13 protein-coding genes are annotated in these 13247 nt (G+C 60.0%); 10 read left to right on the top strand and 3 right to left on the bottom strand.

The features are described 5' to 3' along the window. Positions 1-101: 101 nt before the first annotated feature. The 3 genes from dksA to hslU all read left to right on the top strand — a co-directional run bounded on the left by dksA (position 102) and on the right by hslU (position 2858). Entirely contained in the window at positions 102-521 is a 420-nt protein-coding gene (gene dksA, locus SBC1_RS00425) for an RNA polymerase-binding protein DksA (protein ID WP_047895366.1), read from the top strand. Between the two features lie 417 nt (positions 522-938). Then, positions 939-1475 carry an ATP-dependent protease subunit HslV gene (hslV, locus tag SBC1_RS00420; RefSeq protein ID WP_165085436.1) on the top strand — a complete coding sequence of 179 codons (537 nt, stop codon included), beginning with the start codon at positions 939-941 and terminating at the stop codon, positions 1473-1475. Positions 1476-1517: 42 nt separating this feature from the next. Then, entirely contained in the window at positions 1518-2858 is a 1341-nt protein-coding gene (hslU, locus tag SBC1_RS00415) for an ATP-dependent protease ATPase subunit HslU (RefSeq protein ID WP_165085434.1), read from the top strand. An 83-nt stretch (positions 2859-2941) separates the two neighbouring features. Here hslU and SBC1_RS00410 read toward each other — a convergent pair whose 3' ends face one another. Together SBC1_RS00410 and SBC1_RS00405 are read right to left on the bottom strand one after the other, a co-directional pair. Then, a complete protein-coding gene (locus SBC1_RS00410) occupies positions 2942-3484 on the bottom strand; it encodes a response regulator transcription factor (RefSeq protein ID WP_165085431.1) in 543 nt (180 codons plus the stop codon). Further along, positions 3481-4827: an ATP-binding protein gene (locus tag SBC1_RS00405; protein WP_165085428.1), complete on the bottom strand. Its 1347-nt coding sequence runs from the start codon at positions 4825-4827 to the stop codon at positions 3481-3483. Before SBC1_RS00405 ends, SBC1_RS00410 begins: the two co-directional genes overlap by 4 nt. A 108-nt stretch (positions 4828-4935) precedes the next feature. Between SBC1_RS00405 and SBC1_RS00400 the strand changes: the two genes are divergently transcribed. After that, positions 4936-6645, top strand: a complete 1710-nt coding sequence (locus SBC1_RS00400) for a tetratricopeptide repeat protein (RefSeq protein WP_165085425.1) — start codon at positions 4936-4938, stop codon at positions 6643-6645. Between the two features lie 160 nt (positions 6646-6805). Here the strand turns inward: SBC1_RS00400 and SBC1_RS00395 are convergent, their stop codons facing one another. After that, positions 6806-7012, bottom strand: coding sequence for a cysteine-rich CWC family protein (locus tag SBC1_RS00395; RefSeq protein WP_165986882.1), 207 nt, complete (start codon positions 7010-7012; stop codon positions 6806-6808). Positions 7013-7269: 257 nt separating this feature from the next. Here SBC1_RS00395 and argB point away from each other — a divergent pair, with 257 nt between their 5' ends. The 6 genes from argB (at position 7270) to SBC1_RS00365 (ending at position 13242) form a co-directional block, all read left to right on the top strand. Beyond that, a complete protein-coding gene (gene argB, locus SBC1_RS00390; RefSeq protein WP_047895360.1) occupies positions 7270-8169 on the top strand; it encodes an acetylglutamate kinase in 900 nt (299 codons plus the stop codon). 32 nt (positions 8170-8201) lie between these two features. After that, positions 8202-8927 carry a pyrimidine 5'-nucleotidase gene (locus SBC1_RS00385; RefSeq protein ID WP_165085420.1) on the top strand — a complete coding sequence of 242 codons (726 nt, stop codon included), beginning with the start codon at positions 8202-8204 and terminating at the stop codon, positions 8925-8927. A gap of 291 nt (positions 8928-9218) precedes the next feature. Continuing rightward, entirely contained in the window at positions 9219-10364 is a 1146-nt protein-coding gene (locus tag SBC1_RS00380; RefSeq protein ID WP_165085418.1) for a homoserine O-acetyltransferase, read from the top strand. After that, a complete protein-coding gene (metW, locus tag SBC1_RS00375) occupies positions 10361-10969 on the top strand; it encodes a methionine biosynthesis protein MetW (protein ID WP_165986880.1) in 609 nt (202 codons plus the stop codon). Before SBC1_RS00380 ends, metW begins: the two co-directional genes overlap by 4 nt. Positions 10970-11023: 54 nt before the next feature. Continuing rightward, on the top strand, positions 11024-12310 hold the full coding sequence (locus SBC1_RS00370) for an AmpG family muropeptide MFS transporter (protein WP_165085412.1): 1287 nt from the start codon (positions 11024-11026) through the stop codon (positions 12308-12310). Beyond that, positions 12307-13242 (top strand): M48 family metallopeptidase, encoded by a 936-nt coding sequence (locus SBC1_RS00365; protein ID WP_165986878.1) that lies wholly within the window; start codon positions 12307-12309, stop codon positions 13240-13242. The genes SBC1_RS00370 and SBC1_RS00365 overlap by 4 nt, the downstream gene beginning before the upstream one ends. Positions 13243-13247 lie beyond the last annotated feature (5 nt).

The following is a 13247-nucleotide window of genomic DNA, read 5'->3' as shown; positions in this document are numbered from 1 at the left end:
ATCGCTGAAGTGCGGGTAAACCGGACAACGGCGGCGGCGAGCGCGGCGAGCGACCGCGAAGATGGCGAACGACATCGCCCCACATTGAAGAAGCAAGCCAGATGACGACGAAACGATTGTTGACCGAAGACGAAATCCTGAAGATGGCCGACAAGGATTACATGAACGAGGATCAACTCGCGTTCTTCAGGGTCCGGCTGGAACAGTTGCAGGCCGACATTCTCAAGAATGCGGGCCAGACGACGGAAAACCTGCGGGAAACCGTCATCGTTCCGGACCCTGCTGATCGCGCGACGATCGAGGAAGAGCACGCGCTCGAACTGCGCACACGCGACCGCGAACGCAAGCTGCTGAAGAAAGTGCAGCAGTCGCTGGCGCGTATCGAGTCCGGCGACTACGGCTGGTGCGAAGAAACGGGCGAGCCCATCGGCATCCCCCGCCTGATCGCGCGCCCGACGGCAACGCTCTCGCTCGAAGCGCAGGAACGACGCGAACTGCGCCAAAAGTTGTTCGGCGACTGATCTGCCGGAGCGGCGTACGCTGCGGCCTGGACCGCGGCGGGAAAGCTGCCGCCGGGATTTGTATCGAAGCGATTGGAAAGCGGTGAAAAACACCGCTGGAAAACACAAAAGGCACACGAAAAATCGTGTGCCTTTTTGTTTTTGTACGCTGTATTTGCAGCCGATCGGACTTACTCCGTCAGGCTGGCGACCCAAAACGCCGTCGCACACAAGATGGCGCAAGAAGCGTCTTGATAAATTCCTCAGCGCCCTAAAATAAACTGGACGCGCTTTCGTGGCGCGGGCGTGGCCAGAGTCTGTTCGAGCGCAACATTGCAGCGCGCCCGAACGCCTCACGCTCCCAACGGATTCCCCGGCGGCGCGGCGGCACACCGGTCTATCGGCCGCCGCGCCCACTCCGCTTTCAAAGGAATGCACATGGAACAATTTCACGGCACGACCATCGTCTCCGTACGACGCGGCGACAAGGTCGCCCTCGGTGGCGACGGCCAGGTCACCCTCGGCAATATCGTGATGAAAGGCGGCGCGAAGAAAGTGCGCCGCATCTATGGCGGCAAGGTCCTGGTCGGTTTCGCGGGCGGCACGGCCGACGCGTTTTCGCTCCTCGACCGCTTCGAAGCCAAGCTGGAAAAACACCAGGGCAACCTGACACGCGCCGCCGTCGAGCTCGCGAAAGACTGGCGCACGGATCGCATGCTGCGTCGGCTGGAAGCCATGCTGATTGCCGCCGACGCGCAAACCACGCTCGTCATCACGGGTAACGGCGACGTGCTCGATCCGGAAAACGGCATTTGCGCGATCGGTTCGGGCGGTGCGTATGCGCAGGCCGCGGCGCAGGCACTCTCCGAAAACACCGAACTCTCGCCGCGCGATATCGTCGAAAAAGCACTGACAATCGCGGGCGATATGTGCATTTACACGAATCACAATCGCGTCATCGAGACGATCGAGTAACACGGCTTTCGCGTATTCGCGAGCACAGGACAAGGACCAACGATGACCACCATGACTCCCGCCGAGATCGTCTCGGAACTCGATAAACACATCATCGGCCAGGGCCGCGCGAAAAAAGCGGTCGCCGTGGCGTTGCGCAACCGGTGGCGCCGTCAGCAAGTCGCCGAACCGCTGCGCCAGGAAATCACGCCGAAGAACATCCTGATGATCGGACCGACCGGCGTCGGCAAGACCGAAATCGCGCGACGTCTGGCGAAACTCGCCGACGCGCCGTTCATCAAGATTGAAGCAACGAAGTTCACCGAGGTTGGCTACGTGGGGCGCGATGTGGACAGCATCGTGCGTGACCTGATCGAAATTTCGGTCAAGCAAACGCGCGAGAGCGAGATGCGCAAGGTGCGTTCGCGCGCCATCGATCGCGCCGAGGACCGGATCCTGGACATCCTGCTGCCGAGCGCGCGGCCGGCGGCGGGTTTCGGCACGGCCGAATTGCACGACGACAGCGCGAACAGCACGCGTCAGACGTTCCGCAAGCGTCTGCGCGAAGGCCTGCTTGACGACAAGGAAGTGGAGATCGACATCGAAGCGCCGCAGCCAAGCATGGACATCATGGGGCCGCCGGGCATGGAGGAAATGACCGACCAGATCCGTTCCATGTTTGCGAATATCGGCGGCGGCAAGAAAACGCATCGCAAAGTGAAGGTCAAGGACGCGCTGAAGATGCTCACCGACGAAGAAGCCGGCAAGCTCCTGAATGACGAAGAGGTCAAGACGAAGGCTATTCAGAACGTCGAGCAGAACGGTATTGTGTTCCTGGACGAGATCGACAAGATCGCGTCGCGCAGCGAAACGGGTGGCGCGGAAGTGTCGCGGGCCGGTGTGCAACGCGACTTGCTGCCGCTCGTGGAAGGCACCACCATCAACACAAAATACGGGATGATCAAGACCGATCACATCCTGTTTATCGCGAGCGGTGCGTTCCATCTGGCGAAGCCGAGCGATTTGATCCCCGAACTGCAAGGGCGTTTTCCGATTCGCGTGGAGCTGGATTCCCTGTCCGTGGAGGATTTCGAATCCATTCTGAATACAACCGATGCCAGTCTTGTGAAGCAGTACACAGCGTTGTTGGCGACCGAAGATGTACAGCTCGAATTCAGCACGGAAGGGATTCGCCGGATGGCTGAAATCGCGTTTTCGGTGAACGAGAAGACCGAGAATATTGGTGCGCGGCGGCTCTATACCGTGATCGAAAAGTTGCTCGAAGAAGTGTCGTTCGCGGCGGGCAATCACACGGGCCACCCGGTGAAGATCGATGCCGCTTATGTCGATAAAGCGTTGAACGATGTAGCCGAAGACGAAGATTTGTCGCGCTACGTGCTGTAACAACGTCGTATCAGAAAAGGGCGGCTCCCGATTTCAGTCATTCGCTGAAATCAGGAGCCGCCCTTTTACGTTCTACATAACGTTTATTGCCGCACGGGTTTTTTCGCCAGCTTGCGCTGCAGTGTCCGCCGATGCATGTTCAGCGCTCGCGCCGTGGCTGAAATATTATTGTTGTTCTCTGCCAGCACGCGCTGGATATGCTCCCACTCCAGTCGCGCGACGGACAGCAGCGCCGGGTGCTCGATAGCGTCTTCGGCCGTCTGCTCACTGGCCTCTTCCTGCAACGCGGACAGGATTGTCTCGACATTCGCCGGCTTGGCCAGATAGTTATCGGCGCCGTCTTTCACGGCCTGAACCGCCGTCGCGATGCTCGCGTAACCCGTCAGCACGAGAATCCGTGCGTCGGGCTGAAGATCGCGCAAGGGCGCGACAAGCGTCAACCCGGAATCATTGCCGAGATGCAGATCGACGGTGATCTGCCCGAACTTCTGCGTGTTCGCCAATCGCAACGCCGTGGCGGCGTCGTGCGCCTGATGCGGCGTATAGCCGCGCCGCGTCAGGCCACGCGCGAGGATGCCCGAGAAAACCTCATCGTCGTCGATGACCAAAAAATTTGTATCGCTCATGCTCTTTTCTCCGTAGTGACGGAAGCGGCGACGCCGCCGCGGCCCGTCCTTGCTGCTTTTTCCCGCGATTCGGGGGCGCTTGTGTCGACGAGACGCAAGATGGCATGCGTGCCGTGCGGGCTGACCGGCGCCAGCTCGATCGACCCGCCAAGCCGCGTTGCCGCTGAGAATGCCAGATACAAGCCGACACCGTGGCCGCCTTGCGTGCTGTCGACGGGCATCGCGCCGAGCGAACCCCGTAATGCCGCCGGAATGCCGGGGCCCTGATCGCGGACATCGAATTGAATCACGGGTTCGCCAAGGTGCCGGCTCGCCGACGTCATCAGCGTCACCGAATCGCTGCTGGCCCGCGCCGCATTATCCAGCAGAATGGTCAGTATTTGCCCTACCGCGACGGGATCGCTGAGAAACAGGCCCGCGCGTTTGTGTTCTTCCGCTTCGTTTTCCGACTCGATCAACTCGAAACGCACGTGCGGATGGCGCAACCGCCATTGTTCAACAAACCCATGCAGCCAGTCATCCAGCGGCTGCCGCGGCGCGGGTCCGGTCGCGCGGCTGCGCAGACGCGCGAGCGCGGACGTGCACAGCGTCATTTGCTGCTCGAGCAGTTCGATATCGGCGGAATACGGGGCGAGATGCGGATCGTGCCGGGCGGAATCGCGTAACTCCTCGCTCAGCATTGCAATGGTCGACAGCGGCGTGCCAATTTCATGCGCGACCGTTGCCGCCTGAACACCCAGCGCCACGGCGCGCTCGTCGCGCAGGAGCCGCTCCTGGGCGTCGGCCAGCGCAAAATCCCGCACCCGGAGCGCACGCGACATCCGCGCTACGAACCAGCCGATCAACCCCACGCTGACCATGAAGTTCACCCACAGCCCAATGCGGAAATATTCGAACAAATTGAGCGGATCTTCCATGTTCAGCGGCACGTAGCTGACCGTCAGCAGCGAATAGCAGACGACCGCGAACAACGCGAGCCAAATCGTTAAACGCCACGGCAGCACAGCAGCGGCAATCGCGAGCGACGGCAGGTACAGCGTGACGAATGGATTCGTGGCGCCGCCGCTCAGGAACAGCAGCGCGGACAGCGCGCCGAGATCGACCCAGAGCTGCCCGAACAGTTCGAGATTCGTTTCAGGCTGCGCACGCGCAACGCGTACCCATGTCAGCGCGTTGAACAATACCTCCAGCACGACAATGGTCAGCATGCCCGCTAGCGGGAGATGCGCTCCGTAAAACGCCTGTACGACGGCGATCGTAACCAATTGACCGATGATTGCCAGGCTGCGGAGCCAAAACAGGTGACCGAGATTGACGCGGCCTGTGTTCGTTATTCGATGCATCGCGGTGAATTTCACCTCATATTTCAGATTAGTCTAATGGTTTGACTTAGTCGCTTGCCGCAACATCTAGCGTTGTCTCGTACAGGGCGGCACGGCCGCATATTCAAAATGACTAACAGCCCATCCTCCCGCCCCAATCAGCTTCTCAGCGAAGCGCCACAGACCGGCACCACTCAAGACACCATTATCCCGCGTGCGCTGGACGCGTTCATTGACAACGCCCGCACTGCGAACGCGCAAGGCAATCAGGTCGAGCGCGCCGTATGGCTGCAAGCAGCCTTGATGTTGCAAGCTGATCGGCCGGAGACGGGTCTCGATCTGATCGATTCAATGCTGAAGCAGAACCGCATCGCCGACGGCATTCAGCTCGCAGCGCAAGTCGTCGATCGTCATCCGCAGCACGCGCTCGCGCTTTGGCATCTTGGCTATGTGCTCCAGCTCGCCAACCGTCACGCAGAAGCCATTCCCTTTTACGAACGCGCTCACGCAGTCGAACCGACCGTCCCGACCCTGCGCAACAATCTGGCGGTCGCCTACGAAATCACGGGCAACGCAGATAAAGCACTGAGCATGCTGGAAGAAGCCGTCGCCGCGAACGCGAACGATATTGAAGCGTGGACTAATCTGTCCCGCATCTATCCGCGCCGCCGCGAACTCGAGCATGCGCTTGCGGCTGGCAAACGCGCGGTTGAGATCGATCCGTCGAATGCGCTCGCGTTGTCGAACTACAGTCTCGCGTTAAAAGAAGCGCAGCGCTGGCCGGACGCTACAGAAACCGCCAGGAAAGCCGCGGAGCTCACGCCTGGAATGCCACGACTACCGTTCAATCTCTCGCTTCTCGATCTCGCGCAGGGCAACTACGCTCGCGGCTGGGCCAATTTCGAAGCACGCTGGGACGGTTCAAGCGAACTCCGCAACGCGCATCCGGACTTTTCGGCACCACGATGGAACGGCGAAGCGCTGCGCGGCAAGACCTTATTGCTCTGGGGCGAGCAAGGTTTCGGCGACGCGCTGCAGTTCTCCCGTTTCGTCCCCATGCTCGCGAAAAAGGTTCATGCGCAGGGCGGCACGCTGGTGTGGGCCGCATTCAAAGCGGTGCATCCGCTGATGGCACGCATGGCGCCGAAAGGGGTCGAATGCCTGCCGCACGACGGCCCGTTGCCCGAGTTTGATTTCCATTTCCCGTTGCTAAGCCTGCCGCTGCATCTCGGCGTCGACGCGGACACCATTCCGGCAAAACGCGCGTATCTTTCCGCCGATGCCGACCTCGCCGCCGACTGGCGCGCCGAATTCGCCGCCGACAAACGCCTGCGCGTCGGTCTTGTGTGGAGCGGCAGCGAAGGTCATCAACGCAACATGTTCCGCAGCGTGGGCATCGAGCGATATGCAAAAGCGTTCAGCGGGATCGAGAACGTTGCGTTCTTCTCGCTGCAGAAGGATGCGTCGGGCGCGGTATCCACGGCTCGGGACAGTGGTTTTGAGATCGCGGATCGCACCGGCAAGTTTGAAACGTTCGACGACACGGCAGCGTTCATCGATTCACTCGATCTTGTTATTACCGTTTGCACGAGCGTGGCGCATCTGGCCGCGGCGCTGGGCAAACCGACCTGGATTCTCCTCGACGTCAATCCGCACTGGGTGTGGCAACTGGAGCGCACGGACAGCCCGTGGTATCCGACGGCGACGCTGTATAGGCAGAAGGAGTTTTCGCAGTGGGAGCCGGTGATGGCCGACGTCGCGCGGGATCTGGCCGCGCTCGCGGCAACACATACGGGCGCGGCGCCGCGTAAGCGGGCGGCAAAGAAAACGGCCGTGTAAGCACTACGACGAGTTCAAATCAGCAAAAATCGGCGATCTGGCAACGAATCGCCGATTTTTTTCGTGCTCGGTTTCTTCTTGATTCGCTTACTTGGGCCATTCTGCCGACACAAAAAACACGTGCGCGCAAATTCTGGCAACTCAGCGACGAACGCGACATTCACATGTTTATGCTACGTTGCGTTTCTTCACGCAAACAATCCGGGCAAAGGCACGTCATGCGCGGATTCAAGCGCTCGGCCGGCAAGGCCGGAAGCGCTGCGCACCAGCATTGCGCATCGCCGGTTTGCTGAGCGCAGCGGAAAAACGCTCCGCACAGAGCGCAGCATTGTGAAGCGGGATTCAGAGCGGGATCAGTGGAACTCATTAGGGAGCCAAGCCTTTTGAAAACGCAGCAGACAGTCACGAGCCGCATTGCGCGCGATGCGGCCGTTGCCGAAGCGCCACGTTTTCGACCCGCCCACGCATGCCCGATCGCACTATTATTTCACGCGCCAAGCCCATACTGGCACGACCAGAGGCTAACTTTCACCCGTCATCGGAATGCTATCGGAAACGCATGATGCAGCGCGTCAGTCCTGTACAATTCCGCCTGTTTAAACTGCTCCTCGCCTTATCGCCGCCATGTCCGAGCTTCCCGACCTTACGCAGATCGCGCCGACCCTGAAAGCCGAAATTCTGGCTGAGGCGTTGCCCTATATTCGCCAGTATCACGGCAAGACGATCGTGATCAAATACGGCGGCAATGCCATGACCGAGGAGCGCCTGAAACAGGGCTTCGCGCGCGACGTGATCCTGCTGAAGCTGGTCGGCATCAACCCGGTGATCGTGCACGGCGGCGGTCCGCAGATCGACCAGGCGCTCAAGAAGATCGGCAAGCAGGGCACGTTTATCCAAGGCATGCGCGTCACCGACGAAGAAACCATGGAAGTCGTGGAATGGGTGCTCGGCGGCGAAGTGCAGCAGGATATTGTTACGCTGATCAATCATTTCGGCGGCCATGCGGTCGGCCTCACCGGCAAGGACGGCGGCCTGATCCACGCGCGCAAGCTGCTCATGCCGGATCGCGACAATCCGGGTGAATTCATCGATATCGGTCAGGTGGGTGAAGTCGAAGCCATCAATCCGGCTGTGGTGAAGGCGCTGCAAGACGACGCGTTCATTCCGGTCATCTCGCCAATCGGCTTTGGTGAAGACGGTTTGTCGTACAACATCAACGCCGATCTGGTCGCGGGCAAGCTTGCCGTGGTGCTGAACGCCGAGAAGCTCGTGATGATGACGAACATCCCCGGCGTGATGGACAAGGAAGGCAATCTGCTGACCGATCTCTCGGCACGCGAGATTGACGCGCTGTTTGCCGACGGCACCATTTCCGGCGGCATGCTGCCCAAGATTTCATCGGCGCTCGACGCGGCGAAGAGCGGCGTGCGCTCGGTGCATATTATCGATGGGCGAATCGAGCATTCGGTGCTGCTCGAAATCCTGACCGAACAGCCGTTCGGGACAATGATCCGCTCGCATTGAACGTGGAACCTGCCGGCGCTCGAGTTGAGCTTTTGCGTTCCTCCCGACGCCGGTTGAACGCGAACAAGCGCCCCGTCTGGCTATTCGATCTCGACAACACGCTGCACCACGCGTCGCACGCGATTTTCCCCGCGATCAATCGCGGGATGACGCAGTACATCATCGACCGGTTGGGCGTGGATGTGAACGAAGCCAACCGGTTGCGCACCGGTTATACGCAGCGATACGGCGCCGCCCTGCTCGGCCTGGTGCGCCATCATCCAGTCGATGCCACCGACTTCCTGCACGTAGTCCATACCTTCGCCGATCTCGGATCCATGGTTCGTGCCGAACGCGGTCTCGCGCGAATGATCCGCGGGCTTCCGGGACGGAAGATTGTGTTGACCAACGCGCCTTCAATTTATGCCCACGCCGTGCTCAACGAACTGGGTATCGCCAAGCTGTTTGAACGCGTGATTGCCATCGAGGATATGCAGGATCGAAGCGGTTATTGGCGCGCGAAGCCCGACGCGGGAATGCTTCGGCGTGCGATGCGGCGGGCTCATGTGCCACTTTCCGACGCGGTTCTTGTAGAAGATACGCGTGGGCATTTGAAACGCTATAAGCGCTTGGGAATTCGCACGGTCTGGATCACGGGGCATCTGCCGTCGGTTTTGAATGCCAGCGGCGCGAGGTCGTTTCGGTCTCCCAGCAGCGGACGGCCGCACTACGTCGATCTCAAGATCCGCTCTTTGAAAGACTTGCGCAGCCTCGGCTAGAGCGGGCGTCACGCCGATCACCGCCGAAGCGCGAAAGTAGTACGGACTTCAAAGGTCATCGCCTGTCTCGCCGCTCCGTGAGCCCCCTTAGCTCCCTTTTCCGTTTTTCCGATATACTTCACCGCTATCCTGATTTGTTTCAACGCGCCGATTTGCTGACTCGATTGCGGGCGCGCGAACCCTGACCGGTTCACTATAAATGCGGCTAAAGAGGTTGTCAGCCGCGCCGATTCTCTCTTTCCGCGCATCGCCGACGCCGTTTAGCCGCCCTGTTTTCTCTAGGCGGAATGAATGGAATCAATCGGCGTCGTCACTCCCCAAACACTGCATTTCACCGAACCGCTGCGCATGCAAAATGGCAGCTTGCTCGGTGACTACGATCTCGTCGTCGAAACCTACGGCACGCTCAACGCTGCGCGCTCGAACGCCGTGCTCGTCTGCCATGCGCTGAACGCGTCGCATCATGTGGCCGGCATCTACGCCGATGACCCCAAGAACGTCGGCTGGTGGGACAACATGGTGGGTCCGGGCAAGCCGCTCGATACCAACCGGTTTTTTGTCATCGGCATCAATAATTTGGGCTCGTGTTTCGGTTCGACCGGCCCCATGAGCGTGAACGCCGTCACAGGCAAACCCTACGGCGCGAGTTTCCCCGTTGTCACGGTTGAAGACTGGGTCCACGCACAGGCTCGCGTCGCGGATCTATACGGTATCGAGCGCTTCGCCGCGGTCATGGGCGGTAGTCTCGGCGGCATGCAGGCGCTGGCCTGGAGCATGATGTATCCGGATCGCGTGGCGCACTGCATTGTGGTGGCATCGACGCCGAAACTCTCCGCGCAGAACATCGCGTTCAACGAAGTCGCGCGCTCCGCCATCCTCTCCGATCCCGATTTCCATGGCGGCGACTATTACGCGCACGGCATCAAGCCCCGTCGCGGGTTGCGGGTCGCGCGCATGATCGGCCACATCACGTATTTGTCGGATGACGACATGGCCGCCAAGTTCGGCCGTGCGTTGCGTCGTGCGGAAGGCGCTTTGGATGCGTACAACTTCAACTTCGACGTCGAGTTCGAAGTGGAATCGTACTTAAGATACCAAGGCGATAAATTCGCCGAATACTTCGATGCCAACACGTATCTGCTGATCACCCGCGCGCTGGATTACTTCGATCCCGCCAAGGCGTTCGACGGCGACTTGACCAAGTCGCTCGCTCACACCACGGCGAAATATCTGATCGCAAGCTTTTCCACCGATTGGCGTTTTGCGCCCGCCCGCTCGCGCGAACTGGTGAAAGCGCTGCTCGATCACAAACGCACGGTGAGCTACGCCGAAATCGATGCGCCGCACGGCCACGATGCCTTCCTGCTCGACGACGCGCGTTATCACAACCTGATGCGCGCCTATTACGAACGCATTGCCGCCGAGGTGGGCGCATGAACCAAATCACGCTGGACTCTCTCTCTTTGCGCTCGGACTTTCGGGCGATTGCGCGCTGGGTTGAACCGAACTCATCGGTGCTGGATCTCGGCTGCGGCGATGGGTCGCTGCTCTCGTTGCTCGCCGAAGAACTCGATGTCGCGGGCTATGGCATTGAGATCAACGACGCGGGCGTGCTCGCCTGCGCCCAGAAAGGCGTGAACGTGATTCAGCAGAATCTGGAAGACGGACTACGCCTGTTCGAAGATAACAGTTTCGACTTCGCGATCCTCTCGCAGACGCTGCAAACGATCCATCAGACCGCCGCCATCCTGCGTGAAACCGTGCGCGTCGGGCGTGAATGCATTGTCTCGTTCCCTAACTTCGGCTACTGGCGGCATCGGCTGACCGTCTTGCAGGGACGCATGCCGGTGTCGAAAACGCTGCCGTATCAATGGCATAACACGCCGAACGTGCGGGTCCTCACCATTCGGGATTTCGAGGCGCTGGCCCCGGAAGTGGGTATCGAGATCCTCGATCGCGCCGTGCTGCATGGTGGGCAGTCCATCCGTTGGGGTGCGAACTGGCGTGGTAGCCTTGCGGTCTATCGCGTAAAGCGAAGCTGAACTGAGCTTGCCGGTTCGTCGCTCGCGCACCGCTTACTGCTTCGAATCGACCCTATGTCCAACTCGCCACACGAGGCGCCCGCTCTTACCGCTCACGAAGATCACCCCGGCTGGCGCGCGTTTCTCAACAAACGCATGCTGATTTGCGTGTTTATCGGCTTCACGTCGGGGCTGCCGCTCTTCACGCTCGTCTATCTGGTCCAGGCGTGGTTACGCACTGAAGGCGTGAACCTGAAGGAAATCGGCCTGTTTGCGCTGATCCAGTTTCCCTATACGTGGAAATTCATCTGGGCGCCGCTGATGGACCGCTACGTGCCTCGTCTGCCCGGCTGGCGGCCTGGACGGCGGCGCGGCTGGATGATCGTCACGCAGTTGCTGGTGGCTGTGGCTATTGGCGCACTTGGGTTTATATCGCCAAAAGACCAGATCTGGACCGTTGCCGCGCTGACCGCGCTCGTCGCGTTTTTCGGCGCAAGCCAGGATATTGCGATTGATGCGTACCGTCGCGAACTCCTCGCCGATACCGAGCAAGGACTCGGCAACGCCGTCTTCGTCAACGCGTACAAGATCGCGGCGCTCATCCCCGGTTCGCTCGGGTTGATTCTCGCCGATCACTTGCCTTGGTCCACCGTCTTCCTGGTCACGGCGGCATTCATGCTGCCGGGTATGGTGTTGACGCTCGTGGTCAAAGAACCCGAAATACATGGCACGCCGCCCAAGAATCTACGCGATGCCATCATCCAGCCGTTTCGCGAATTCATCGCCCGGGACGGCTGGCGCACGGCGTTGCTGATTCTCGGTTTCATCTTCCTGTACAAGCTCGGCGACACGATGGCGACCACGCTCTCCACGTCGTTTTTCCTCGATATCGGCTTCAACAAGACGCAGATCGGCGTGATTGCGAAGACTGTCGCGTTCTGGGCAAGCCTGGCGGGTGGGATTGTGGGTGGCGTATGGCTGGTGAAGATCGGCATTGCGCGCGGGCTTTGGATCTTTGGCGTGCTGCAGATCGTTTCCACGCTTGGCTTTGCGTGGCTCGCGAAAATCGGGCCGTCGCCCGTGGCGCTAGCCGCGCTCTACGGGTTCGAAACCTTCGCCACCGGCCTCACCATGGCCGCGTTCGTGGCTTACATCGCAAGCACGACCGACCCGCGATATACCGCTACGCAGTTCGCGCTTTTTACGAGTCTTGCGTCGGTGCCGCGGACGCTGGCGTCGGCATCGAGTGGCTTTGTGGTCGCGCAAACCGGCTGGTTCGAGTACTTCATGATCTGCGCTGCGTTGTCTATTCCAGGCATGTTACTGTTGCCGAAAATCGCGCCCTGGAGACCTATCCGATGAAGGTGCACGCCTTAATCCGCGTCGCCGCTTGCGCTGTGTCGCTACATGCTGGCTTGAGCTTCGCGGCGGCGTCCGGGGCATCTGATGCAGCGTCGGCCGCCGCGGCCAACGCACAACCGCCCTATTCCACGGCCAGCGACCAGATCCGGTTCGGCAATGCGGCGTTGTTCCGCAACCTGATTCCATCGGCGATATTGGAACAGCAGTCCGCCGACGAATACGCTCAAATCCTGCGCGAGGCACGGGGTACGAAGCATCTTCTCGGCGACGACAATCCGCTCGTGAAGCGCGTACGCGAAATTGCCAATCGCGAAATTCCGTTTGCGCTGAAGTGGAATGACCGCTCGAAGAACTGGAAATGGGAAGTTAATGTAGTGCGTTCGGACGAAATCCGCATGTATTGCCTGCCGGGCGGCAAGATTGTGATTTACAGCGGGCTGATCGACCGGTTGCGTCTCAACGATAACGAACTCGGCATGATGATCGGCCATGAGATTGCGCACGCGTTGCGTGAACATGCGCGCGATAGGCTGGGGCGTCAGCAGGCGGCGCAACTGAGTACGGGAACGATTCCGCCGTTATTCGGTTTCGCCGATATCAGCTCTACCCCGCTGGGAATTGGCGAGCAGTTGTTGGCCATGCGATACACACCCGCCGATGAAACCGAAGCCGATGTGATTGGAAGCGAAATTGCATCGCGAGCGGGTTACGATCCCCGCGCCGCCATCACGTTGTGGAAGAAGATTGATACGCGTACGCGGCGCACGCCTAACGGTTTTATCTGGATGCATCCGTATGGCGCTGCGCGCGTACACGATCTGATGAAGCGTTTGCCCGACATGATGCCGCTCTACGCAAAAGCGATCGGAAAAACGGTGGACCAGTTGCCCAATTACGAGGGAATGGGCCGGTTTAAGAAGCCGAGGCTTTAAAAGAT

The sequence above is a fragment of the Caballeronia sp. SBC1 genome, assembly GCF_011493005.1.
In the GTDB taxonomy this organism is placed as follows: Bacteria; Pseudomonadota; Gammaproteobacteria; order Burkholderiales; family Burkholderiaceae; genus Caballeronia.
This window is presented reverse-complemented; position numbering and strand designations above follow the sequence as displayed.